This is a genomic window from Carnobacterium sp. 1290_CSPC (assembly GCF_001053265.1).
GTDB classification, from domain to species: domain Bacteria; phylum Bacillota; class Bacilli; order Lactobacillales; family Aerococcaceae; genus Aerococcus; species Aerococcus urinaeequi.
Map to the genome: position 1 here is coordinate 130363 of NZ_JVVG01000024.1, position 22862 is coordinate 153224.

Annotated in this window: 22 protein-coding genes and 1 other annotated feature; of the genes, 10 read left to right on the forward strand and 12 right to left on the reverse strand. The window is 38.5% G+C overall.

Annotation, left to right across the window (positions count from 1 at the left end; translation table 11 throughout):
* Window positions 1-26 precede the first annotated feature (26 nt).
* Window positions 27-2261, forward strand: a complete 2235-nt coding sequence (locus tag AC973_RS02100) for an ATP-dependent Clp protease ATP-binding subunit (protein WP_048726648.1) — start codon at window positions 27-29, stop codon at window positions 2259-2261.
* 70 nt (window positions 2262-2331) lie between these two features.
* Here the strand turns inward: AC973_RS02100 and AC973_RS02105 are convergent, their stop codons facing one another.
* Window positions 2332-3348: a YeiH family protein gene (locus AC973_RS02105; protein ID WP_048726651.1), complete on the reverse strand. Its 1017-nt coding sequence runs from the start codon at window positions 3346-3348 to the stop codon at window positions 2332-2334.
* Between the two features lie 109 nt (window positions 3349-3457).
* Here AC973_RS02105 and AC973_RS02110 point away from each other — a divergent pair, with 109 nt between their 5' ends.
* Window positions 3458-4342, forward strand: coding sequence for a LysR family transcriptional regulator (locus AC973_RS02110; protein ID WP_048726653.1), 885 nt, complete (start codon window positions 3458-3460; stop codon window positions 4340-4342).
* Window positions 4343-4513: 171 nt separating this feature from the next.
* Here the strand turns inward: AC973_RS02110 and AC973_RS02115 are convergent, their stop codons facing one another.
* Window positions 4514-6088 carry a peptide chain release factor 3 gene (locus AC973_RS02115; protein ID WP_048726656.1) on the reverse strand — a complete coding sequence of 525 codons (1575 nt, stop codon included), beginning with the start codon at window positions 6086-6088 and terminating at the stop codon, window positions 4514-4516.
* Between the two features lie 230 nt (window positions 6089-6318).
* On the opposite strand from AC973_RS02115, the gene AC973_RS02120 reads away from it, so the two are divergent.
* The 3 genes from AC973_RS02120 to AC973_RS09935 all read left to right on the forward strand — a co-directional run bounded on the left by AC973_RS02120 (window position 6319) and on the right by AC973_RS09935 (window position 7521).
* Entirely contained in the window at window positions 6319-6771 is a 453-nt protein-coding gene (locus AC973_RS02120) for a GNAT family N-acetyltransferase (RefSeq protein WP_016897691.1), read from the forward strand.
* A gap of 262 nt (window positions 6772-7033) precedes the next feature.
* Window positions 7034-7327, forward strand: a complete 294-nt coding sequence (locus tag AC973_RS09590; RefSeq protein ID WP_157850735.1) for a hypothetical protein — start codon at window positions 7034-7036, stop codon at window positions 7325-7327.
* A gap of 26 nt (window positions 7328-7353) precedes the next feature.
* The gene (locus AC973_RS09935) at window positions 7354-7521 is read left to right on the forward strand and encodes a hypothetical protein (RefSeq protein WP_182045084.1); all 168 of its coding nucleotides are present in this window, start codon (window positions 7354-7356) and stop codon (window positions 7519-7521) included.
* A 61-nt stretch (window positions 7522-7582) separates the two neighbouring features.
* Here the strand turns inward: AC973_RS09935 and yghU are convergent, their stop codons facing one another.
* Window positions 7583-8383 carry a glutathione-dependent disulfide-bond oxidoreductase gene (gene yghU, locus AC973_RS02130; RefSeq protein WP_048726661.1) on the reverse strand — a complete coding sequence of 267 codons (801 nt, stop codon included), beginning with the start codon at window positions 8381-8383 and terminating at the stop codon, window positions 7583-7585.
* A gap of 160 nt (window positions 8384-8543) precedes the next feature.
* Between yghU and ndk the strand changes: the two genes are divergently transcribed.
* Window positions 8544-8957: a nucleoside-diphosphate kinase gene (gene ndk, locus AC973_RS02135; RefSeq protein ID WP_048726665.1), complete on the forward strand. Its 414-nt coding sequence runs from the start codon at window positions 8544-8546 to the stop codon at window positions 8955-8957.
* A gap of 93 nt (window positions 8958-9050) precedes the next feature.
* Here ndk and AC973_RS02140 read toward each other — a convergent pair whose 3' ends face one another.
* From AC973_RS02140 to AC973_RS02165, 6 genes are all read right to left on the reverse strand, one after another.
* Window positions 9051-9542, reverse strand: coding sequence for a redoxin family protein (locus AC973_RS02140; RefSeq protein WP_225968911.1), 492 nt, complete (start codon window positions 9540-9542; stop codon window positions 9051-9053).
* A gap of 30 nt (window positions 9543-9572) precedes the next feature.
* Complete coding sequence (metA, locus tag AC973_RS02145; RefSeq protein ID WP_048726668.1) at window positions 9573-10517, reverse strand: homoserine O-acetyltransferase MetA; 945 nt, start codon at window positions 10515-10517, stop codon at window positions 9573-9575.
* 111 nt (window positions 10518-10628) lie between these two features.
* Window positions 10629-10861, reverse strand: a binding site (T-box leader).
* A gap of 116 nt (window positions 10862-10977) precedes the next feature.
* On the reverse strand, window positions 10978-12339 hold the full coding sequence (gene mgtE, locus AC973_RS02150; protein WP_048726821.1) for a magnesium transporter: 1362 nt from the start codon (window positions 12337-12339) through the stop codon (window positions 10978-10980).
* Between the two features lie 320 nt (window positions 12340-12659).
* On the reverse strand, window positions 12660-13541 hold the full coding sequence (locus AC973_RS02155) for an RluA family pseudouridine synthase (RefSeq protein ID WP_048726825.1): 882 nt from the start codon (window positions 13539-13541) through the stop codon (window positions 12660-12662).
* Window positions 13542-13624: 83 nt separating this feature from the next.
* Window positions 13625-14464 (reverse strand): NAD kinase, encoded by an 840-nt coding sequence (locus AC973_RS02160; RefSeq protein ID WP_016897697.1) that lies wholly within the window; start codon window positions 14462-14464, stop codon window positions 13625-13627.
* A 92-nt stretch (window positions 14465-14556) separates the two neighbouring features.
* Window positions 14557-15258 carry a GTP pyrophosphokinase gene (locus tag AC973_RS02165; protein WP_048726671.1) on the reverse strand — a complete coding sequence of 234 codons (702 nt, stop codon included), beginning with the start codon at window positions 15256-15258 and terminating at the stop codon, window positions 14557-14559.
* A 208-nt stretch (window positions 15259-15466) separates the two neighbouring features.
* Here AC973_RS02165 and AC973_RS02170 point away from each other — a divergent pair, with 208 nt between their 5' ends.
* Window positions 15467-16057, forward strand: coding sequence for a CYTH domain-containing protein (locus tag AC973_RS02170; RefSeq protein WP_048726674.1), 591 nt, complete (start codon window positions 15467-15469; stop codon window positions 16055-16057).
* Window positions 16058-16276: 219 nt separating this feature from the next.
* Window positions 16277-16972 carry a DsbA family protein gene (locus AC973_RS02175; protein WP_048726677.1) on the forward strand — a complete coding sequence of 232 codons (696 nt, stop codon included), beginning with the start codon at window positions 16277-16279 and terminating at the stop codon, window positions 16970-16972.
* A 121-nt stretch (window positions 16973-17093) separates the two neighbouring features.
* On the opposite strand, the gene pepF is transcribed toward AC973_RS02175, so the two are convergent.
* From pepF to trpS, 3 genes are all read right to left on the reverse strand, one after another.
* Window positions 17094-18890, reverse strand: coding sequence for an oligoendopeptidase F (pepF, locus tag AC973_RS02180; RefSeq protein ID WP_048726682.1), 1797 nt, complete (start codon window positions 18888-18890; stop codon window positions 17094-17096).
* A gap of 67 nt (window positions 18891-18957) precedes the next feature.
* A complete protein-coding gene (locus tag AC973_RS02185; RefSeq protein ID WP_048726685.1) occupies window positions 18958-20055 on the reverse strand; it encodes a competence protein CoiA in 1098 nt (365 codons plus the stop codon).
* Between the two features lie 337 nt (window positions 20056-20392).
* A complete protein-coding gene (gene trpS / locus AC973_RS02190) occupies window positions 20393-21388 on the reverse strand; it encodes a tryptophan--tRNA ligase (RefSeq protein ID WP_048726689.1) in 996 nt (331 codons plus the stop codon).
* A gap of 214 nt (window positions 21389-21602) precedes the next feature.
* Here trpS and spxA point away from each other — a divergent pair, with 214 nt between their 5' ends.
* Both spxA and AC973_RS02200 read left to right on the forward strand, forming a co-directional pair.
* Window positions 21603-22019 carry a transcriptional regulator SpxA gene (gene spxA / locus AC973_RS02195; protein WP_016897704.1) on the forward strand — a complete coding sequence of 139 codons (417 nt, stop codon included), beginning with the start codon at window positions 21603-21605 and terminating at the stop codon, window positions 22017-22019.
* Window positions 22020-22148: 129 nt separating this feature from the next.
* Window positions 22149-22850 carry an adaptor protein MecA gene (locus tag AC973_RS02200; protein WP_048726691.1) on the forward strand — a complete coding sequence of 234 codons (702 nt, stop codon included), beginning with the start codon at window positions 22149-22151 and terminating at the stop codon, window positions 22848-22850.
* The last annotated feature ends 12 nt before the right edge of the window (window positions 22851-22862 follow it).

The following is a 22862-nucleotide window of genomic DNA, read 5'->3' on the forward strand; positions in this document are numbered from 1 at the left end:
TAGCATTAAATAAAGGAAGTGTTTATATGTTATGTCAAAACTGTGGCGAACGCGACGCCGTCATTCATGTATACGCAAATGTGAATGGCCGACGTGAAGCAGTGAACCTCTGCCAAACATGCTACTCACAGCTATCTCAAGGTAAACAAGCCAACAATTTAAATAACAACAACAGTAACGGTAACAACCCCTTTGGTGGCTATAGCTTTGATGACTTATTACGTCAAATGCAACAACAAGGCTTTTCTACTAATTCGCAAAATAAAGCGCAAGCTCAAGCTGGCCAAGGTGGCAACAATGACCATTCTATCTTAGGCAATTACGGGACCAACTTGACTGACCAAGCTAAAGCTGGTTTAATCGACCCAATTATCGGTCGTGACGATGAAATTATCCGAGTGATTGAAATCCTGAACCGTCGGACAAAAAACAATCCTGTTCTAATTGGTGAACCAGGTGTTGGTAAAACAGCGGTTGTCGAAGGACTCGCTCAAAAAATTGTTGAGCACGCTGTACCGGAAAAATTGCGCAACAAAGAAGTCATCCAATTAGATGTTGCTTCGCTTGTTCAAGGGACTGGTATCCGCGGTCAATTCGAAGAAAAAATGCAACAATTAATGAATGAAGTCCGTGAAAATAAAAATATCATTCTATTTATAGATGAAATTCATGAAATTGTCGGCGCTGGTTCAACCGAAGGCGGCTCACTAGATGCTGGTAATATTCTAAAACCAGCCCTAGCCCGTGGAGAACTCCAATTAGTGGGTGCTACTACTTTAAATGAATTTAGAAAAATCGAAAAAGATGGCGCCCTAGCCCGTCGTCTACAACAAGTCATGGTAGCTGAACCTTCTGTAGAGGAAACCCTTGAAATTATTAAAGGTATTCAAGAAAAATACGAAGGTTTCCATAACGTGAAATATAGTGATGAAGCGATTGAAGCGACTGTCCGTTTATCTGACCGGTATATAACTGACCGCCAATTACCAGATAAAGCCATCGATTTATTAGATGAATCTGGTTCTAAAATGAACTTAACTATTCCATTCTTAGACCGTGAATCCTTGAAAAATCAAATTGATGAATTAACCAAACTAAAAGAAATGGCCACAGAAGCAGAAGATTACGAGAAAGCAGCCTACTACCGTGACCAATTAAATAAATACCAAGGCATGTATGATAGCAACCAAAATGTGACTGAAAAGACCCCAACGGTTACTGCTAGCGACATCCAAGCGATTATCGAAACCAAAACCGGTATTCCTGTTTCAGACTTGCAAGAATCTGAGCAAAACCAATTAATCAACCTAGACGAAAACTTGAAACAACACGTCATTGGTCAAGACGATGCTGTAGAACACATTGCTAAAGCCATCCGCCGTAATCGCGTTGGTTTGAGCCGTCAAGACCGTCCGATCGGATCTTTCATGTTCGTCGGGCCAACTGGTGTTGGTAAGACTGAATTAGCTCGTCAATTGGCCATCCAATTATTTGGTCGCAAAGAAGCCTTAGTCCGTTTTGATATGTCCGAATACATGGAAAAGCATGCCGTGTCTAAACTGATCGGTTCACCTCCAGGATACGTGGGCTACGATGAAGCTGGCCAATTAACTGAACAAGTACGACGTCAGCCATATTCAATCATCCTATTAGATGAAATTGAAAAAGCCCATCCAGATGTCTTAAATATCTTCCTACAAATTATGGAAGACGGTCGTTTAACAGATGCCCAAGGACGGACTGTATCCTTTAAAGATACCCTAATCATCATGACATCAAATGCCGGTTCAGATGGCGTGGAAGCAAGTGTTGGTTTCGGGGCAAGCAAACAAGGTAAACAACAAAGTATCATGAACAAGATCGGTGACTACTTTAAACCTGAATTCTTGAACCGTTTCGATGCGATTATCGAATTCCAACCGCTAACTAAAGCAGAATTGATTGTGATTGTTGACCTACTATTAGACAACATGAACAACTTATTAGCCAACCAAGACATCCATGTAAATGTTGATGACAAGGTCAAAGAACGGTTAGTTGAACTTGGCTATGATGCAAAACTTGGTGCTCGCCCATTAAGACGTGTCATCCAAAGTCAAATCGAAGACCAAGTTGCTGATACCTATCTAAAAAACAGTGATATTCACGAAATTAATTTCACAACAAATACTGACGACGAAATTGTAGTAAGTGTCAGTGAAAATGAAAATGAAAATAAAAATTCATCAAACTTAGAATCAGACGATAGTACAACTAAATAAACAAAAAAAGGAATTGTGGCTTCATTGCTACAATTCTTTTTTTTTATAAACAATACTTATTCTTTTATCGTTAGAAATGCTTTGTTAGAAATAGAACAACAATGGCAACAACGACAACAAGTGAATCAACTATAAAACCTAGAATCATCGGCTTAGGACCAATTTTTTTAATATCTTTAAAGCTAGTCGTTAATCCAATTGCAGATAAGGCCATGATCATGCTGAATTTTGATGCACTAGAAATAGATGGCGCAATCGCATTCGGTATAATGCCAATGCTTCGCAAAGCCACAACGACTAGAAATAAAATGATGAAATACGGGAATATTTTTCGTAAATCGACAGGTGTATGGGATTCTGTTCCCTGTGCCTTATTTTCTAGCCGTTCATTAATAACAGAGAAAATTAGCACATATGGGATGATGAATAGCGTACGTGTTAGTTTTACAATAACCGCTACGTTCCCACCAAGTTGTGAGAAAGCATAACCAGCAGCTACTACAGAAGAGGTATCATTCACCGCAGTACCAATCCAATGACCATACCCTGTATCAGACATCCCCAGCGCAATCCCTATCCATGGAAAAATAATTACTGTAATAATATCAAAGATAAAGGTAGCAGAAATTGCATAAGTAATATCTTCATGTTTCGCCTTTATAACAGGTCCAACCGCTGCAACCGCTGATCCTCCGCAGATTGCTGTACTCACTGCTAATAAGTTTGTTAGCTTCCAATTTATCCCAAAAAACTTACCAATCAAGTTACCTACACCAAAGGCTGTTAACATTGTAAATATCATTAAAAAAAGTGCACATTTTCCAACATCCCACACTTCAGCAAAGTTCAGATTCACGCCCATCAAAATAATTCCTAATCGTAAGATTTTCTTTGATGAAAAAGTAACCCCTGAATATAGCTGTTGATGTTTCATGAAGAAAGGATTTAATGCCATCCCAACTAGCAGAGCCATCACAGTCGCACCAATGATATCACCTGGTAATAAGCTACTCAGCACTATGGCTATCACTGCAACTAAGGCACTAAGTGATAAGCCTGGTATTAAATTTTTTCCTTTTTCTATCATAATTCTCCTCCAAATCATTATTCATATCTTGAATATAGCATACGGTTTCCATAAAATATAATTATCATATTTTATATTTACATAAATAATTATTATAAGGATGGTGGATATGCTAGATAATCGTTTACAAACTTTTTTAACCCTTTGTGAGCAAGGGAGTTTTACTAAAACGGCTGAAATCTTAAACATGACTCAACCTGCTGTTTCTCAGCATATACAATATTTAGAACACTACTATCAAATCATTTTAATAGCTGAAAAAGGCAAAAACTTCTCGCTTACTGAAGAAGGTAAAGCTCTTCAACAATATATCAAGTTATTAAAAGCAAATGCTGAACGTATATTGCCACTGCTCCACCGTGTAAAAGATAAGGTTTATCCTCTACACTTTGGTGCAACCCTAACCATTGGTGAATATACTATGCCGCCCATTCTACATCAGATATTTGAAGAAAAACCTGCTACAAATATTTCAATGTTTGTTGAAAACACCCATATTCTACAAGAGATGCTTTGGGACGGTAAGATTGACTTCGCTCTATTAGAAGGCCATTTCAACCAGCAGGAATTTGAACATAAGTTGATTTCAAATGAAGAGTTTATCGCTATCTGTTCGCCTGAAAATATCCTAGCAAAAAAAGCCATTCTTTTAGAAGATTTGCTTGATCAGCAACTTATTTTACGGGAGCCAGGGAGTGGTACACGTGATATTTTAGAACAAGCTTTATATAACCAGAATCTTCATGTTGACGACTTTATTGGTAGAACTCAAATCACAAATATGAATGTCATTAAAGCTTTATGCCATCAAAATATGGGTATCACCTTTATGTACCGTGAAGCTGTGAAAGAAGAATTAGCAACTGGTTATCTTGTTGAAATTCCATTAGTAAACTTTAATATTCAACATCCCTTTAATTTCGTTTACTTAAAGGATGTACCTGACAAACAGCAAATCGAATCTTGGTTTGAAACAATTATGCGTCTAAGATAGTCTTAGTCTTCTATACTCAACAACAATAACAGGCGATATCTATAAATAAATATATGTCACGAGCTATACACGTTACAAACTAAATAAAAAAAGCCACTAAATGATCACAACATAAATTGTCATCGTTTAGTGGTTTTATATTGCTCTTTTCTTGCTATTGAAAACTATTTATTACAGTAAAGTTTCTAAATGCACATCCGGATACTTACCTTGGAACCAGTTCACGGCAAAGTTGTTTTCAAATAGGAAAACAGGATTACCATGGATATCCTTACATAGTAAGTTACGGCTTGAGGACATCTTCGGATCCAACTCTTCTTCAGAAATCCAACGGGCGATTTTATTGCCCATTGGTGACATGTCAACTTCTGAGTTGTATTCATTTAATAAGCGGTATTGGAAAACTTCGAATTGTAGTTGCCCAACAGCACCAATAATATACTCTTCTGAATGCCATGTTCTATAAAGTTGGATGGCACCCTCTTGGACTAATTGTTGCATCCCTTTATGGAATGATTTTTGTTTCATGACATTTTTAGGTGATACTTTCATGAATAATTCCGGTGTAAATTGTGGTAGTGGTGGGAATGATACGGCCTTTTTGCCTGTATAAATGGTATCACCGATTTGGAAGTTCCCTGTATCATACAAACCAATGATATCGCCGGCTACAGCTTTTTCAACGTTCTCTCTTGAATCGGCCATAAATTGGGTTGTATTGTTCAATTTGATTTTCTTGCCAGTACGCGTTACTTTAACATCCATTCCCTCTTCAAAGGCACCTGACACGATACGAACAAAGGCAATCCGGTCACGGTGACGAGGGTCCATGTTGGCTTGGATTTTAAAGATAAAACCAGTTAACTCAGCATCTGTTGGTTCAATTTCTTCCCCTTCTTCAACAGTAGCTACTGCAGAAGGTGCTGGCGCGAAATCAACGAAGGCATCTAGGAAGGTTTGTACACCAAATCCTGTTAAGGCAGATCCAAAGAATACAGGTGTTAATTCACCGGCATCAATGGCTTCTGCATCAAAACCGTTACCAGCTTCACGCATTAATTCTGCGTTTTCCAAGGCTTCGGTATAAATAGATGATTCTTTAAATTTAAAGTCGCCTTCAACTTCACCGTCTTCGTTCAATGGTAGGAAGTCGTTACCACCATTTTCTTCCGGATGGGTTAATTCAACACGGTTGTTGTAGAAATCATATAAACCAAGGAATTGTTTCCCCATACCCATTGGCCAGTTCATTGCATAGGCATCGATGTCTAACACTTCTTCAAGTTCAGCAACTAAGTCCATCGGTTCACGGCCATCACGGTCTAATTTGTTCATGAAGGTGAAAATTGGAATTCCACGCATACGACAAACTTGGAATAATTTCTTAGTTTGAGGCTCGATCCCTTTACCTGAGTCAATTACCATCACGGCCGCATCTACAGCCATCAAAGTACGGTAAGTATCCTCAGAGAAGTCCTCATGTCCTGGGGTATCCACTAGGTTGATTTGGTAACCATCGTAATCTACCTGCATCACTGAAGAGGTAACGGAAATCCCACGTTGTTGCTCAATTTTCATCCAGTCAGACTTGGCGAATTTACCTGATTTTTTCCCTTTAACAGTACCCGCTTGACGGATAGCACCTGAGTATAATAATAATTGTTCTGTAATCGTCGTTTTACCAGCATCCGGGTGGGAAATGATGGCAAAGGTACGGCGTTTTGCTACTTCTTGCGTTAAGTTCATCCTCTTCATCCTTTTTCATTTTTATTATTGATTATGTCTTTCTAATTTGTTGGGCGTATGATTTATATAGCGTGCTAAGCTAAACACACCTCCTGAAATATGCCTTTCTATAATACCACAGACATCAAGTAATTTAAAATTGCAAATCACATAATAATTATTCCCGCTTATGTTATAATGAGTCTATCATTTTTAGCACTAAATTCATTTTTTATTGAAGGAGAAATGGCATGAAGACCGTTTGGACCAATGATATCAATTCAGAGCCCTATAGGGACGCTTTAAAAGTTAGAAAAGAAGTCTTCGTAGACGAACAAGGTATCGATATTGACGAAGAAATCGATAAATACGAAGCAGATTGCTTACATATGGTTGGCTACAATAGCGATAATGAACCCGTTTATACAGCGCGGTTACTCGCCTTAACACCGAATGCAGCCAAATTACAACGTGTAGCAATTGCTCAAAAATATCGTGGCCAAGGATTAGGCCGTGAGTTGATGGCCGTTGTTGAAGCGAAGGCCTTAGAGGAACATTTCTCACAAATCATTTTAGGTGCACAAGAGCATGTAACAGGTTTCTACGAAGCGCTTGGCTATGAAAACATGGATACACCCAAATATATGGACGCAGGCATCATGCATGTCGATATGGAAAAAAGTATCGGTCACGTCAACGAATGACTACTAGACTAAAATAACCCAGCAAAAAGCTGCACCCCTTTGTTAATAAACAGGCGCAGCTTTTTCTGTGTGTCAATTTAAAGGTTAATCCATTTTGCCGAAATGCGCCCCGTTAACTTGCTAACATTTGATACCTACAATTGTATACAGTAAATTTAAGTCAAATTAGTCGGGCCTTTTTTCAAATGAAAATGCGCACTCTCCCTCAGTTGTTTCATCGAAGGATGGTTGTATGCAAATAAACGAACAGGTCCCCTTGTCGATGAGAATCCAGAAAAGTCTTAAAGAATATTTGATTGATTACCTGATCATTATCATTCTACTGGTGATCGTGGCAGTCATTTGTATCATTATCTACGCTGTGATGAGTGGCATCGCTGAAGTTAGCCTCCTTCAATCCAACTTGTTATCCTTCTTTACTAGTGTCTTACCAGTTGTGTTGATTTTCACTTATATGGATTATACAGGTGGTAGTTTCGGCAAAAAGAAAGCCTATATCAAGTTAGTGTTTCAGCAAAAAAACAGTCGCCAAATGCACTGCCTCGAAATATCGTGAAGTTCATCCCTTGGCAACTAGGCCATATGGCGACTATTTCAGAGATATTTTCTAATTACGAATCGCTATCCAACCAAATACTAACGCCCCTATTTCTTGACCCGCTTTTCCTGATTATGGCTATGCGAATCTTCCGTCCAATCAGCCGCCATATTGGGGACTTGATTGCGGGCACTCAAGTAAAATTTGTATAATAACAAAACCCTGTAAAGTCAGATTTCGGTCTAACGATACAGTTTTTTTTTCGTGTCTATTCTACGCTTGGTCTAATGGTTTGTATTCTGCTGCCAAACCACGTTTAACTGCTGGGCGTTCATTGATTCTATTGGCCCATTCAACCACGTTTTTGTATGATTCAGCATCCAAGAATTCTTTAGACCCTTCATATAATTCACCAAGGACTAAACGGCCATACCATGACCAGATTGCGATATCCGCAATCGTATATTCATCACCCGCGATAAAGTCGCGTTCAGCCAATGTTTGATCTAGTAAATCTAAATGACGTTTGGTTTCCATTGTAAAACGGTCAATTGGGTATTTTAATTTTTCAGGTGCGTAACTAAAAAAGTGACCAAAACCACCACCAACATAAGGACCAGCACCGATTTGCCAGAATAACCAGTTCAAGGTTTCTGTACGCCCGTGGATATCTTTAGGTATTAAGTGACCAAATTTTTCAGCTAAATAAAGTAAGATAGAACCTGATTCAAAAACGTTCAAGGCAGGTTCTTGACTTTGGTCTACTAAAGCTGGAATTTTAGAGTTTGGATTGATATCAACAAAATCTGAACCAAATTGATCCCCGTTTCCAATATGAATTAAGAATAGGTCATATTCAGTATTTGACACGCCCAAGTCTTTTAATTCTTCTAGTAGAATAGTAATTTTAATCCCGTTTGGTGTACCCAAAGAATACAACTGTAAATCAGCCTCTCCAACAGGCAGTGTTTGTTCAAAACGGCTACCTGCAGTTGGACGGTTACCACCTAGATTCTTGATTTCTTCAGCTTCATTTTCCCATGTCCATACATTTGGTACAATATACTCGCTCATTTAATCGCTCCTTTTTTAATCCTTACTTGCTTACCTAAATATACCACTGCCCATGTAGTAAAGTTAAATCATTCGCTCATTGAAAGGGTTAAAAATCCGTAAATTACTGGTAAATTTCAGGGAGTTACTTATAATAGTAAATTAAAGGAGGCTTTTCATTATGCCTGAACAAAAAACTTTTATTATGTTGAAACCAGATGTCTTAAAACGCGGCTTGATGGGTGCCATTATCTCGCGTATCGAAGATCAAGATTATTTTATTGAGCGCGCCCAGGTCATGGAATTAGATAAACAAATGGTGGCCCACCACTATGCCCACTTATTGAATGAGGATTTTTACCCTGAGCTTGAATCTTATATGCTTTCTGGCCCAGTCTTTGCTATGGTGGTTACCGGCGATAACGTCATTGATGGGATGCGGAAAATCATAGGTACAACCGACCCACGCGATGCAGCGCCTCATACCATTCGCGCTGATTTCGCCAGAAATGTGACTGAAAATGCCATTCACGGTTCAGACACAGAAGAAAATGCGGCCATTGAAATTACCCGTTTCTTCAATTCATACGAATAGAAAATACACAAAAAGAGTCTACAACAGCCTGCAATCCCCATTATTATATTGGGCATTAGCAAGTTGGTGAGTGCTCTTTTTTCAAATCGTCATTTAAATCAGCTGGTCAGCGGCAGCAAGTACGGCGTCATAATTGGGTTCGTCTCGCATGTCCGCAACGATTTCGATGTATTGGATTTGATTGGCGTCATCTACCAATAGGACGGTCCGTGCCAGTTTACCATTCTCAACCATTTCAAGTCCTGAGGCTTTGGCAAAATGGCCCGCCTGGTCAGAAAGGTAAGTCATGTCGACATTGTTGGCCTGGCACCAGTTAGTGATATCTGCAGGGTCGTTAAAAGAAATGGTCAAAATCGGATAATTCTTTTCTTTAGCTAGCGCTGCGAAACGGTTGGTTTGAATGTCACAAGTCTTAGTATTGATATCTGGGACAATGGAAATGACGGTTAACTCTTTGATATAGTTGCCCAATTGAACCACTTCTTTATCGCGGTTGTATAGGTCGACTAAGGGTAATTGGTCGCCTTTTTGTAAGGGTTGGCCCGCTAAATGAATGATCTGGTCGCCTCTTTTGATTTGCATCATTTTTCTCCTTCATTTTAATTAGAAAAGCGATTAAACGTTCTTTTTGCCTTGCCAAGAGTCACTAATTTGTTCAATGACAAATGGCGTTACTTGGTAAACATAGTAGTTTAACCAGTTGGCATATATGGTATTGGCTGCTGTCCGCCACTTCAATTTCGGCGTCTTTTCTGGGTTATTGCCAGGATAGTAGTTGACTGGCATTTCAATTGGCTTACCAGCTTCAACGTCACGCTCGTATTCCTTGCCTAAGGTTTCGGCGTCATATTCCGCATGGCCAAAGATAAATACAAAACGCGAATCAGTGGACTGAGCAATTGAAACCCCTGTTTCTTCTGAACCAGCTAGAATTTCTAAGTTTGGTGCCTGTTCAAAAGATTCAGTTGGCACAGTCGTGTGGCGAGAATGTGGCATATAGAAAAGTTCATCCATACCGCGTACTAAAGATACCTTTTTATCCCTCAACTCTTGCTCGTAAATACCAAATAGTTTTTTGTCTAAAGGTTGTTTACCGATGCCGTAATGGTGGTAAAGGGCTGCTTGGGCGCCCCAACAAATATGCAAGGTTGAGAAAACATGATTATTTGACCATTCCATAATGGATACCAATTCGTCCCAGTAATTCACCTTCTCGAAATCTAGGTGCTCAACCGGCGCGCCAGTAATGATCATCCCGTCAAAGTAGCGGTCCTTAATTTGGTCAAAGGTTCGGTAGAATTCTTTTAGATGGTTTTCTGAAATATGGGCCGCTTGGTGTGACTGCATGTGGATAAAGGTCACGTTCACTTGCAGGGGTGAGTTACTTAATAACCGCAGCAACTGCTCTTCCGTCGCTTCTTTAGTCGGCATTAAGTTCACAATAACCACTTCTAAAGTACGAAAGTCCTGCATGGTTGCACGACGTTCATCCATAACAAAAATATTCTCTTGGGTTAATTTTTGTAATGCTGGTAAATCTTGAACAACTTTAATTGGCATTGATATTCCCTCCATTTTATCATCCTAGCTTCATCATGCTAGCTAAGCGATTCTTCCCTCATCATCATCTTCACTTTACATAAAAAAAGTCCTTATAATACAACACAGTATTATAAGGACGTCTGAAACGTGGTACCACCTTACTTTGCGAACACTCGGCTCGCCTCATTCGTACAATCATACGAAGATAGGTTATCGACTATCAATCGCAAGTGCTAAAGGTAAGTACATTCTACACTCGTCACTCCCAGACCATTTTCAAAGGAAATACTTACACCTACTCCCACCAACCGTAGATTCTCTGAGCAAAGATTTCCATTTACTTATCTTTTCAATGTGATTCATTTTTATGTTTATCATCAAGTTCTTATATTTCTATAAGCAAATATTAAAACAATCTACTCAAACTGTCAACCGTTACCGGTTCTCCCTATTACTTATTTATGATAATCAATTGCATTTACACTAAAAATTGGAGGAATTGTGAAGCGATTGAAAAATAAATTAATACTGACGTTAAATCGGATAGGGTTGTAATAAAAGGTCCTGATGCAACAGCAGGGTCAAAACCAAGCTTATCCATCAAAATAGGAATCAATGATCCAGCTAAGTTAGCCACTGTAATCGCTGCTAACATAGAGACACCAATTACCCCACCTAATACAAAATTACTTTGCCAGATACCGACAACCGTCATGATGACTAATCCTGTCACGGCACCCGAAATTAATCCTGTCATAATTTCACGTAAAATCATTGACCCCATAGTAGAGGCCTCATCTTCTGGTGTCGCCAATTTACGAACCGCAACCGCTAAGGACTGTGTCCCCGCATTCCCTGAAGTACCCGTAATTAATGTAATAAATAAGGATAAAGTCGCTACTTCAGAAATCATGTCCTCATATTGGCTGATCAAAGTAGAAGTTCCCATTCCAAGAAATAGCAAGGTAATCAACCACGGCAAACGTGATTTCGCTGAATTCCAAGGCGATGAATATTGCTCGTCCACGTCTACCCCGGCCAAACCAGAGTAGTCTTGCATGGCTTCATCATTCAAGACGTCGATAACGTCATCGACGGTTACGATACCAATCAATTCCCCTGTTTCTTCAACAACGGGCACCGCTAGGAAATCGTAGTCTTGAATGGTACGGGCAACATTGATTTGGTCTTCATTAACATCTACCGATACAACACGATCAGACATTAACTCATTAACCATCACATTACCATCATTCACGATCAAGTCACGAAGAGATAGTACTCCGACTAAACGGTTATCATCATCCACAACGTATAGGTAATAGATTGTTTCAGCATTTGCTGCTTTAGCACGCAACATCGTCATCGCTGATTTAACAGTTTGATTGGTTGTAATCGACACGAATTCAGTGGTCATAATTGACCCTACAGTCTCATCTGCATAATGCATCAACACTTTAATATCATCTGCCGCCGCTTTTGGCATTAAATGCATGTAAGTCCGTACTTTTTCAACATTTAATTCATTTAAAATATCTACTGCATTATCGGTATACATGTAGGAAAGAACATCAGCTGCATATTTATCATCCATATCATATAGGAAGGTCAAAATACGGTCGTGATCGTCTTCATCAATAATATCGTAAACTTCAGCTAGTTCTTGTGGCGCTAAATAATCATGCAATTTCACCCGCTCAGCTGGATCCAAAGTCAGGTAAATCTGTGCTTGATCATATGTATGGTTTTTGAAGAATTCTTCTCTAAACCGGTCTTGGTCATTATGATGCAGTGCCTCTATAATACTTTCATAGATTTCCTCATCAGTAGGCTGACTCATCTCAAAGATTTCCACTTCTTCGTTTTCTGTTTCTCGATTATCTAAGACTTGTTTATTTTCATCGCGACTCATATTCTCACCCCTAAGTCATTTTTTTGATATGTTGTCATTTTGATTGAGACTGTGACAAAGCTGTCACACCTTCTATTTGTATCTAACAAACAGCATAATATCGGGCGCCCAAAGTCAAACTCTTCCAATACTTCCCAAAACACGTCAATTACTTGCAGTAATTGTTCGGCTTTTGGTCCAGTCCGTTGAGTCTGAACGACTTTTGTCACACCATCTATTTTAACACATGCCAACCATTGTAATATAACCTATAGGTCAAAGCAAGCAGAAATATCTTCCGGCAAAGGTGCCTGGATTTCAACCATTTCACCGGAAAATTGGTGTTTAAATTTTAGGGACCGACAATGCAAGGCTTGTCTTTGAATGCCATGGTCCATTTGACCACCGTACAAGTCGTCTCCAATAAGTGGTGCATCATTAAAAGCAAAATGCACCCGTATTTGATGGGTGCGTCCAGTATGTAACTGTACTTTATAGACTTTTAAGGCGCCCACTTGTTCAGCTAGCCAATACTCTGTTAAAGCTGATTGTCCTGATTCGTGAACCCGTCGTTCAATGATTGACCGCGGACTTCTAGCAATCGGATCATCAATAAAACCATGGTCAAGGTCAGATACTTTTTTATCCGAAACAGCTAGATAGGTCTTTTCAATGCCTTTTTGCTGCATTTGCTGGTCAATTAAGCCATGGGCAAAAGCGTGTTTCGCAAATAACATGACCCCACTCGTATCCCGGTCCAACCGCGTCACCACATGGATGACCTGGTTGTCATAATCCTGACGCTGGTAATAGGCCTTTAAAATATTAGCCATTGACCCCTGAGGATTGTATTGGGACGGAATAGAGGTGTAGCCAGCTGGTTTGTTGACGGCGATATAATGGTCATCTTCAAACAAAATATCAATCGGTAGATGAATGGCCTCGATGATTTCTTGCTTCCCCTCATTCGGCAAAATGACCGTCACTTTATCGCCGACGGTCAATTGGTGACGGACATTCTCTTCTTGTCCGTTTACTAAAATTTGTCCTCCATGAAACTTGATTCGGGACAATAGTCGCCTAGAAATCCCCCTGTGTTTCAAAAAGGTACGTGTTAACAAAGCTTCATCCGCTTGCCATTCGAATACCATCATAAAAATTGTCGACCTTTCATTTACGCTGCTTTATTTATTACTTTAATCTATTGCTTTTTCACATACCAAATGCTGAAAAACTAATTTTCTTCCTTTGTGAGTTTGCGCTTTGGATAGTCGTTGATGCCGATAAATGAGTTTTCTACTCTATCCCAGAAGTGCATGTGACGGTAACGAGCAAAATGCACGCGTTCCTTGGCTACACGGTAAGTAATTTTTTCAACATCATTCAATGGCATATTCAAGTGGTCTAAAGACAAGAATACGCCAGTCATGGCATGTTCTTTGGCCGGTTTTAAGACAATCCACTCATCTTTAGCGATCAATAAGGGACTGGCTAAAGACCGGTACACGCGGTTATTAATTGAAGCAATCTCCGTCATTTGAATGGTATCTAAACGCGGGTGGACAACGGCCCCACCTAATGATTTATTTAACCCTGTTGAACCAGTTGGCGTTGAAATACATAAGCCGTCTCCTTTAAAGAATTCAAATTTTTCTTCTTTAATGAAAATCTCGCACGTCATTGTCCCCTCGTACCGTCTAATGGCAGACTCATTCAAAGCAATGTGGTGGATCACTTGGCCATCACTGTATTCAATTTCGACTTCTAGTAAGGGATAAGACACACTTTCACCTGAATCATTACTTAAGGCTGCAAGGAATTCAGGCAATTCACTTTCTAGCCAATCTGTATAAAAACCTAAGTGCCCAGTATGTAAACCAACAAAACGAACAGAGTCTAACTGGTCCGCATAAGTATGGAAGGTTTTTAGCAAGGTGCCATCTCCACCAACGGAAATAGCTAATTCAGGATTTACATCATCCAATTCAAAGCCTGAGCTTGCACAAGATGCATAAATCATATCGCGAATTTTTTTAGAACTTTCAGTGTCACTGTATCGTACTGCCACTCTCATCTATATACCCTCCACAATTGATTTAATCACCGTTACATTTACATCTTCATTCCCACTGTAACTTGATCCGAATATTTTAATTAATCGTCAAATTATAGTGGACGCTTATGTTTGTCTTCTATTTGATCTTCTACTGGATTAGGGAATTGCCTCTTCTGTCTACTATTTGACCCAGTCGTTTGAAAATAATTCTGGGCTTCTTTAATTTCTTCACGAATTTCAGACATTTCCTCGTCTAAACGAAAGGCTGCTTCAGCTGCTCTTTCAAGGCGTTGGTGCAATTCTAAAGGATAATCACCCGCATACTTGTAATTCAATGAGTGCTCAATCGTCGCCCAAAAGTTCATCGCTAACGTCCGCACTTGTATTTCAACAAGAATCGAATCGGTCCCCGTAATTCTTTCGATCGGATAAGCAATGACAATATGGTATGAACGATACCCACTTGCCTTCTTATGACTAATATAATCACGTTCAACAATAATGTCAAAATCTTCACGCTGGTGAAGGATTTCAACAATTTGATAAATATCTTCCACAAACTGACACATGATGCGAATACCACCGATATCTTCAATCACGGTTTCAATATTATGTGCGTTTAGGTCTGATACTTCTCTAAATTCAGCTTTTCTTAAAATACTGTCAGGTCTCTTTACCCGGCCAGTAACAAATTCGATTGGCGAATGAATATTTGCTTCTTCAAACTCCGTACGAATACCCTTAAATTTAACTTTTAACTCCTCGACAGCCTGTCGATACGGCGCAAGAAAACTATGCCAATCTTCCACCATCTGGTCACCCACTTTATTTAATCTACTTGCATACACATCCTGTATATTCTATCACAAAAACCATTAATTTATAACAAGAAACTCAAAGATAGCAAGTCACCTTTGTCGTTTTATTCGCCTAAAATGCATGGTACCGCCAACCCCTTTTATTGTAAAAATTAGGTATATCTTGATATACTTAAGGCGGATAAAGAAAAGAGGCGATCCAATGGCAAAAAATTTAGAAATAGAATACAAAAATATTTTAAGTCAAGCAGAGTACCAGGAATTGTTTAACCACTATAATTTCGCGGAAACTGCCCCCTTAACCCAAGAGAATATCTATTTTGATACTGCCGATGGTGAATTGCGTAAACGACATATTGGTTTACGAGTGCGTATAACGGATGCTTATGTCCATTTAACAATGAAACAACCTGTTAAAGACCATCAGAAATTGGAAACAACTGAAAAATTGTCCCTTATCGATGGCGAATCTATTAAAGAATCTGGAAAATTAAGTCATGGCGGTGAGGTTGCTGATTTCCTAGCAACAATTGATATTGCACTTGATGACTTAGTCATTATCGGGCGATTTAAAACTATCAGACACCAACAAGTGGTTGAAGGTCAAGATATGGTGCTGGACCACTGTTTTTTCCAAGATTACGAGGATTATGAACTTGAAGTTGAAACAAGTAATCCAGAAACTGGTCTCCTTTTTTATCAAAATTTATTGCAAAAATTTCAAATTCCGCAACGACCAATTAAACAAAAAATCGTGCGTATGAATCAATCAAAAGCTGATTCCTTACGCTAAATTCAGTTATGCTATCAATCTATTACCTATAAGAAGCTAATGAAATTCTCTTAGCCTAAACAAATAGATTGCAGTTTTAAAGTTGGCCTGTTAGAATTGGTGAATAGTTGAGAACTCGATGTGATTAGATAGTTAGTTAAAACTAATCAATAGACAAGTTAAATAAACAAATGAAATTAAACATGATTGTTTTAAAAAATATGAGTAAAGGAGTAGAGTATGGCACAAAAGATTGTTCAAACAAATAGCAGTAAAAAAACCACGCCAGGCGCCTGTAAGCACAACCATGTGTTTGAAGTTTTTTTATTTGTTAACCCGTTCGGTGACACTTGTTTAAATTGCGAAGAAGAAGTGTTAAAATTTGTACAACAAACGGATAAGAAAGTTTACTTCCGTTTTATCACAACATCAGATATGCAGACCTTTAACAACTACATTAAAGAACTAGATAAACCTTTATCTTTAGCTGATCGTAACAGCTTGTATCTTGCACATCAAGAAGTCTGTAAGGGCTACAAGGCAGCTCTACTACAGGGGAAGAAAGTTGGTCGTGAATACTTGATGAAGATTCAAGATTACTTCGGTCGCCAAGGCAACCCTTACTCACACGAAAAAATGCTAGAAATCGCGCAATCTAACCGTCTTGATACGAACATGTGGTTGCAAGATATCCATTCAGATCTTACTCAAGAAAGCATTTTTGCTGATGCTAAGTTGGCTCGCCAAATGCAAATTTCAGCCAACCCTACTGTTGTTGTATTTGATAATATCAATTACAAATATGGCTTTAAACTTGAAGAGAATATCACTCTTGAAAACTTAGAATACCTAACGGATCAAATGATGGTACCCTCTGAAGAAGCTATGGATCAAGAAATGAGCCAAAAGCCAATATTGACTTGTATTAAAAAATAAAATATCCAAAAGAGGTCGGAAATTTCCGACCTCTTTTTTCGTTTCGTCATTCAGGAATTGAAATCTTAAAACGGCATGAAAGAAGGACTGCAGTCAATGCTACAGCCCCTTCAATCTATTTCTATTTGTTTAATAAGTCTTTTAATTCAGCTAATCTTTGCTCGAATTGGGCAAAGGTTTCTTCGATATAAGTGGCATTGGTCATATCGATACCCGCTTTTTGCATAACATTAATTGGGAAATCAGATGAACCTGATTTCAGGTAAGTTAAGTACTTGTCAACGGCACCCTCTTCACCTTCTACTAAACGTTTAGCCAATGTGTTGGCAGCAGAGAATCCTGTTGCATATTGGTAAACATAGTAGTTCATGTAGAAGTGAGGAATACGAGACCATTCTAAAGCGATTGTTTTATCCTCTCCGATTGACGGACCGTAGTAGGCCTTGTTTAATTCGAAGTAGTTTTCACTTAAGAAGTCTGCTGTTAAAGGTTGTCCGTTTGCATCTGATTCATGCATGAATTTTTCAAATTCAGCAAACTGAGTTTGACGGAAGATTGTCCCTTTTACCCCATCAAGATAGTGGTTCAAGATATAGATTTGTGCATCCTTATCTTCAATCGTATCCAGTAAATATGAAGTTAATAAATTTTCGTTTGTCGTAGAGGCAATTTCTGCTACGAAAATTGAGTAATCACCATATACGTATGGTTGGTTACTTCTAGTGTAATAAGAGTGCATTGAGTGACCTAACTCATGAACTAATGTATACAAGTCATTCAGTGAATCTTGCCAGTTTAGTAAGATATATGGGTTGGTATCATATGCACCTGATGAGTATGCTCCTGAACGCTTACCTTCATTCTCATAAACATCGATCCATTTCTCATCAAAGGCTTTGGCCAAGTCTTTCAAGTATTGGTCACCTAAAGGCGCTAAAGCTTTAAAGGTAATCTCTTTAGCTTCTTCGTAAGTAAATTTCACCGGTGCATCACCTGTTAATGGTGTATACATATCCCACATTTGTAAGTCATCAAGACCTAGCATGTCTTTTCTTAAGGCAACATATTCATGTAATAGATTTGTATTCTTTCTTACTGTATCGACTAATGTGTCATAAACACTTTCTGGAATATTGTTGTTGTCTAAAGCTTTTTGACGTGCTGAATCGTAGTGACGAATTTTAGCCGTATAATTATGTCCTTTAATATTACCTGACATCAATGAAGCGTTGGTATTTTTAACCCCTTCATAAGTTGCATAAAGTTGTTTAAAGGCATTTTCTCGAACAGAACGGTCTGCACTTTCTAGTAGGACACCGTATGAACCGTGAGAAAGGGTAACATCATTGCCCTCTTCATCTTTGACTTTACCGAATTTTAAGTCGGCATTGTTTAAAAGTGAGAAAGTTGTTGAAGAGACACCAAAGATTTCGCTAGCACCAGCAAGTAAAGCCTCTTCACTTGGTGATAAGACATGCGCCTTCTTCGCAAATAACTCACGGAAGAAGTGACCATATTCAGAGTGGTCTTCCAAAGTTTTTTGTACATCTTCAGATACTGCTAATACTTCTGGTTCAAACCAAGAGATCTTTTCACTAACTTGAGCAAGTAAGGCACCTGCTTGACTGTTGTAAGTTAGGTACTTGTTGTCTCCTGTATCTTGGTCATGTTTTAAATGTGCATAAACGTATAGGGATTCCAATTCACGGCTCACCGCTAATAAGGCCTCTAATACGGTTACCACTTGGTCAGCGCCTTGATCTAGAGTGCCTTTATAGTCTTGAAAAGCATCTGCTTTTTTTGGGAATCCACTTAAAGCATTCTCAAAAGCTCGATCATCTGGGAAGATACTAGTTAAGTCCCATTGAAACGCACTGTCTACTTCATTTCTAGGTTTTACTTCAAAAATTTTTGCCATAATATACCTCCGTTTTTTAATAGTATTTTCATTTTAACACACGAAGGTTGGTTTCTACATTAATATGCTAGCTATTTTCGTAATTAGCAAACAGCCACATCAGCCATGAAATAATGATTTCTTTGGTAAATAATGGATGTTCAATGACCAGCTGATTATCGAATAGTACATTGGCGAATTGGGCAAAATGAGTCCGCTCAAAATCTGGGTCATTCTTTTGATAAATGGCTACATACGCTAGAATAATGGCCCAGTCAGCCACTTTTGAAAACATTGCGGTTGCCTGGTAGGTATATAAATCCGCTGGTGCTTCTTGTAAGTAAACTTGTCGTTGGTAAATGATTTCTAGAATTTTTTGTTGATTAGCTGTTGGACTAACAAGAACTTTCTTAATAAACTTGGCTAAATCTTTTGGGGCTGGACTAATTATGGGATGGTCTTTGCCAAATAATAAACTGGTCAAAAAGTCCCCCTTTTCATAGGTGAAATGGTCATTGAAGTAGTTGATATAGCGTTCAATTGACATCCGAATTTGCGTTTGCCCTTGACCGTATAGGTTGACGGTCAATAAAACTACTTTACCTGAGGCCTCATGCCAAAAAGGCAGATAAAAACCAAACTCGTAATCATACCGTAAAAAGGGACGGACGGCATTCAAAGTCTTAGAAGTGGGTCCTTTGTGGTTGTTATCAAAAATGCTATGATAAGTAGATTGGTAGCCTAATAACCATAGAACACGACAATCTACATCCTGATAATCCGCTTGGCGTTTGAAGACATCTTCAGCAGAAATTGGGGCATACTGTAATTCGATGGCTAGGTTATTACTAACCTTGACTTGCTCGGGCACATAAATATCGGCCCGTCTCACTTGCTTTTCAACTGCATACTCTATATAACCTTCTATATCAACCGTCTTTAATTTGCCATGAATAATGGTCTTTTGGTCAAAATGAATGTCTGATTCATTCACCTTATGATGGTCCTTAATAGTCTTAGCATAGTGAGCAAAATGAGGTCTCGTATCTTTCCCCTTCTTTAAGTAAACAGCCCTCTTACACTGGCTGCAATAATAACTTTCTGTTGTCGGTACTTTTTGACCGTTTTCGTCAATCAGATCTACTGCGAAGACAAATGATTCGTCTTCTTTTTGTGCAAATTTCATCCCTCAGCCCCCTATCGCTTAATTATATACGCCGTAAATATTCAAAAGCGCCGGCCTATTTTTCAAAATAGAAAAAACAAGCTAGGTGAGGTCCTAACTTTGGGAAAATTGGCGGTTATTTAATGAGCTTGTTCGGAGGTTAATTTGCGGTTTAGCCCACTCTTCGCAATCATATTTTATAAGGGTTTACACGTTTAAGCTTTTTTGGCAAAATGAACTGTCCCGGTCTATTTTTCATGAAAAAAGTGTGTTGCTAGCCAACAACTTGGTTGGTTGGCTAACACCACACTATGAAAGTTGTTTATTTGAATTGGTAAATTTGATTAGCTTCGTCGGCTTATCTAAATCCGATTGCTTTTTCCATGGCAGCCAGTGTTTCATTGGCTACTTCATTGGCTTTCTTGGCACCATCTGCTAAAATGTCATCTAATTCAGATGAAGCCATCAATTTTGCGTGACGTTCTTGCATTGGTTCAAGGATAGAAATCACGACATCCGCTAAGTCTTGTTTGAATTTACCGTAACCAGCACCTTGGTACTCAGCGACGATGTCATCAATTGGACGGTTGGCGAATGAAGAATAAATCGTTAACAAGTTAGATACGCCGGCTTTATTTTCTTTATCGTAAGAAATTTCACCAGAAGAATCTGTCATTGCAGATTTAATTTTCTTGGTAATTGTTTTTGGATCATCCAATAATGATACGAATGACTTTTTGTTATCGTCTGATTTACTCATTTTCTTGGTTGGTTCTTGCAAGCTCATAATACGGCCACCTTCTTTAGGTGCGTAAAATTCAGGCATTGTTAGAATTGGTCTTTCCTTCTTACCTGTATAACGATTGTTAAAGCGTTCAACAAAGTTTCTTGTTAATTCAAGATGTTGTTTTTGATCATCCCCAACAGGTACTAAATCTGTTTGGTATAAAATGATGTCTGCAACCATTAATGGTGGATAAGTTAATAGACCTGCTGAAACAGATGCTTGTTTAGCTGATTTATCTTTGAATTGTGTCATACGCTCTAGTTCACCTAAGGCTGTGTTACATTGAACAATCCAAGCAGCTTGTGCATGGGCCGGTACTTGGCTTTGAATAAAGATCGTCGCTTTTTCTGGGTCAATCCCTAAAGCAATATATAAGGCAGCTAGTGAACGTGTGTTTTTACGTAACTCCTCAGGATCTTGCGCTACTGTAATGGCATGTTGGTTTACGACACAGTAATAGGCTTCAAAGTTATTTTGTAATTCGATAAATTGCTTCATAGCACCAACATAATTACCGATTGTTGGCGTTCCGCTTGGTTGTACACCAGAAAAAATACGTTTTGTCATCTAAATATCCCCTCACTTAAATTCTACTCTAGTATAGCATATTTTTACTGTCTTGTTAGTATCCGCCTTGTTCGAATGACTAGATGATATCTCTATAATAACTTATCTTTGATACGTCAAGATTGGTTAAAAAACCATAGAAATTTCACAAACTCTGTGTTATACTGTATATATGTTAGTTAAGAATTGTTTTTCATACAAAGGAGAGATACACATGGTTAAATTATACATATCACCAAGTTGTACTTCATGTCGCAAAGCTCGAGCATGGTTAGAAGAACATGAAATTCCTTACACCGAAAGAAACATCTTTTCAGAACCATTAACAGAAGATGAAATCAAAGCCATCTTACGCATGACAGAGGAAGGTACTGAAGAAATCATTTCAACTCGATCAAAAGCATTCCAAGAATTAAATGTTGATCTTGATGAAATTCCGTTGAACGATTTATTTGAATTAATCCAAAATAATCCTGGTTTATTACGACGCCCTATTATTTTAGATGATAAACGTTTACAAGTTGGTTATAACGAAGATGAAATTCGTCGTTTCTTACCAAGAAGCGTTCGTAAACTTGAATTACAACAAGCGTTGGCCTCTTACGAAGAACAAGAAGCACACGCAAATTAAATTTTAAAACAAGATAATATGATGGAAAGAGTGCAAATTTCTGTACTCTTTTTATTTTCTCAAACTAAATTACTTTAACTTTCGCATCAATTAGTTTACACTACTTATTAATAGATTGGGGTGATTACGATGGAAATGGAGTATATTAACGAAAATACTATCCGCGTGTTTATAGATACTGATGATTTAATTGAGCGAGGCATCTCGTTTATGGATATCATGAGCAATCAAAACGAAGTTGAGCATTTTTTCATGAGTATCCTTGAAGAGGTCGATGTGTCCCAGAAATTCCAACACACTGAAGCGATCACTTTCCAAGTAATGCCAAAAAGAAACGGTATCGATTTGTATATCAGTAAAGGTTTTGGCGATGACAATGAAGAAGATAGTGCTTTCCAGCAATTAATGGAAACAATTGGCGAGCTTGAAGATGAAGATAAAGAAAATGCAAATGAACGTCAAAACGTCTTAGATGACCTCGCTAACCAAGAGGCAGACGAGAAGAAAAAAGCAGCGAGTGCTGAAACAGAGGAACCTCGTGTTCCTAGAGAAATCACTTTAGTCTTCCGGATTTTTGAAGATTTCCTAGCTTTCGCGCGTGACTTTAAAGATGAATTTGCACAAGTAGACTTATACGTTTATAACGAATCTTACTTTGCCTTGATTAAATTTGAAGCAAACGAATTAACAGATGATGAAATTGAAGATTTAATTTCATTCGCCGAAGAATACGCTGAAGTATCCGCATTGAATGCTGGATTAGTCCGTGAACGCGGTCATGAAATTGCCAGAGGCAACGCGAGTGTCCAAATTCGTCGCGCATTTGGCTAAGACAAAACCATA

What these genes read in the sequence shown, in the direction of transcription:
- AC973_RS02100 (WP_048726648.1), top strand. Translation starts at nt 27, where the DNA reads ATGTTATGTCAAAACTGTGGCGAACGCGACGCCGTCATTCATGTATAC.
- AC973_RS02105 (WP_048726651.1), bottom strand. Translation starts at nt 3,348, where the DNA reads ATGATAGAAAAAGGAAAAAATTTAATACCAGGCTTATCACTTAGTGCC.
- AC973_RS02110 (WP_048726653.1), top strand. Translation starts at nt 3,458, where the DNA reads ATGCTAGATAATCGTTTACAAACTTTTTTAACCCTTTGTGAGCAAGGG.
- AC973_RS02115 (WP_048726656.1), bottom strand. Translation starts at nt 6,088, where the DNA reads ATGAACTTAACGCAAGAAGTAGCAAAACGCCGTACCTTTGCCATCATT.
- AC973_RS02120 (WP_016897691.1), top strand. Translation starts at nt 6,319, where the DNA reads ATGAAGACCGTTTGGACCAATGATATCAATTCAGAGCCCTATAGGGAC.
- AC973_RS09590 (WP_157850735.1), top strand. Translation starts at nt 7,034, where the DNA reads ATGAGAATCCAGAAAAGTCTTAAAGAATATTTGATTGATTACCTGATC.
- AC973_RS09935 (WP_182045084.1), top strand. Translation starts at nt 7,354, where the DNA reads ATGGCGACTATTTCAGAGATATTTTCTAATTACGAATCGCTATCCAAC.
- yghU (WP_048726661.1), bottom strand. Translation starts at nt 8,383, where the DNA reads ATGAGCGAGTATATTGTACCAAATGTATGGACATGGGAAAATGAAGCT.
- ndk (WP_048726665.1), top strand. Translation starts at nt 8,544, where the DNA reads ATGCCTGAACAAAAAACTTTTATTATGTTGAAACCAGATGTCTTAAAA.
- AC973_RS02140 (WP_225968911.1), bottom strand. Translation starts at nt 9,542, where the DNA reads ATGATGCAAATCAAAAGAGGCGACCAGATCATTCATTTAGCGGGCCAA.
- metA (WP_048726668.1), bottom strand. Translation starts at nt 10,517, where the DNA reads ATGCCAATTAAAGTTGTTCAAGATTTACCAGCATTACAAAAATTAACC.
- mgtE (WP_048726821.1), bottom strand. Translation starts at nt 12,339, where the DNA reads ATGAGTCAGCCTACTGATGAGGAAATCTATGAAAGTATTATAGAGGCA.
- AC973_RS02155 (WP_048726825.1), bottom strand. Translation starts at nt 13,541, where the DNA reads ATGGTATTCGAATGGCAAGCGGATGAAGCTTTGTTAACACGTACCTTT.
- AC973_RS02160 (WP_016897697.1), bottom strand. Translation starts at nt 14,464, where the DNA reads ATGAGAGTGGCAGTACGATACAGTGACACTGAAAGTTCTAAAAAAATT.
- AC973_RS02165 (WP_048726671.1), bottom strand. Translation starts at nt 15,258, where the DNA reads ATGGTGGAAGATTGGCATAGTTTTCTTGCGCCGTATCGACAGGCTGTC.
- AC973_RS02170 (WP_048726674.1), top strand. Translation starts at nt 15,467, where the DNA reads ATGGCAAAAAATTTAGAAATAGAATACAAAAATATTTTAAGTCAAGCA.
- AC973_RS02175 (WP_048726677.1), top strand. Translation starts at nt 16,277, where the DNA reads ATGGCACAAAAGATTGTTCAAACAAATAGCAGTAAAAAAACCACGCCA.
- pepF (WP_048726682.1), bottom strand. Translation starts at nt 18,890, where the DNA reads ATGGCAAAAATTTTTGAAGTAAAACCTAGAAATGAAGTAGACAGTGCG.
- AC973_RS02185 (WP_048726685.1), bottom strand. Translation starts at nt 20,055, where the DNA reads ATGAAATTTGCACAAAAAGAAGACGAATCATTTGTCTTCGCAGTAGAT.
- trpS (WP_048726689.1), bottom strand. Translation starts at nt 21,388, where the DNA reads ATGACAAAACGTATTTTTTCTGGTGTACAACCAAGCGGAACGCCAACA.
- spxA (WP_016897704.1), top strand. Translation starts at nt 21,603, where the DNA reads ATGGTTAAATTATACATATCACCAAGTTGTACTTCATGTCGCAAAGCT.
- AC973_RS02200 (WP_048726691.1), top strand. Translation starts at nt 22,149, where the DNA reads ATGGAAATGGAGTATATTAACGAAAATACTATCCGCGTGTTTATAGAT.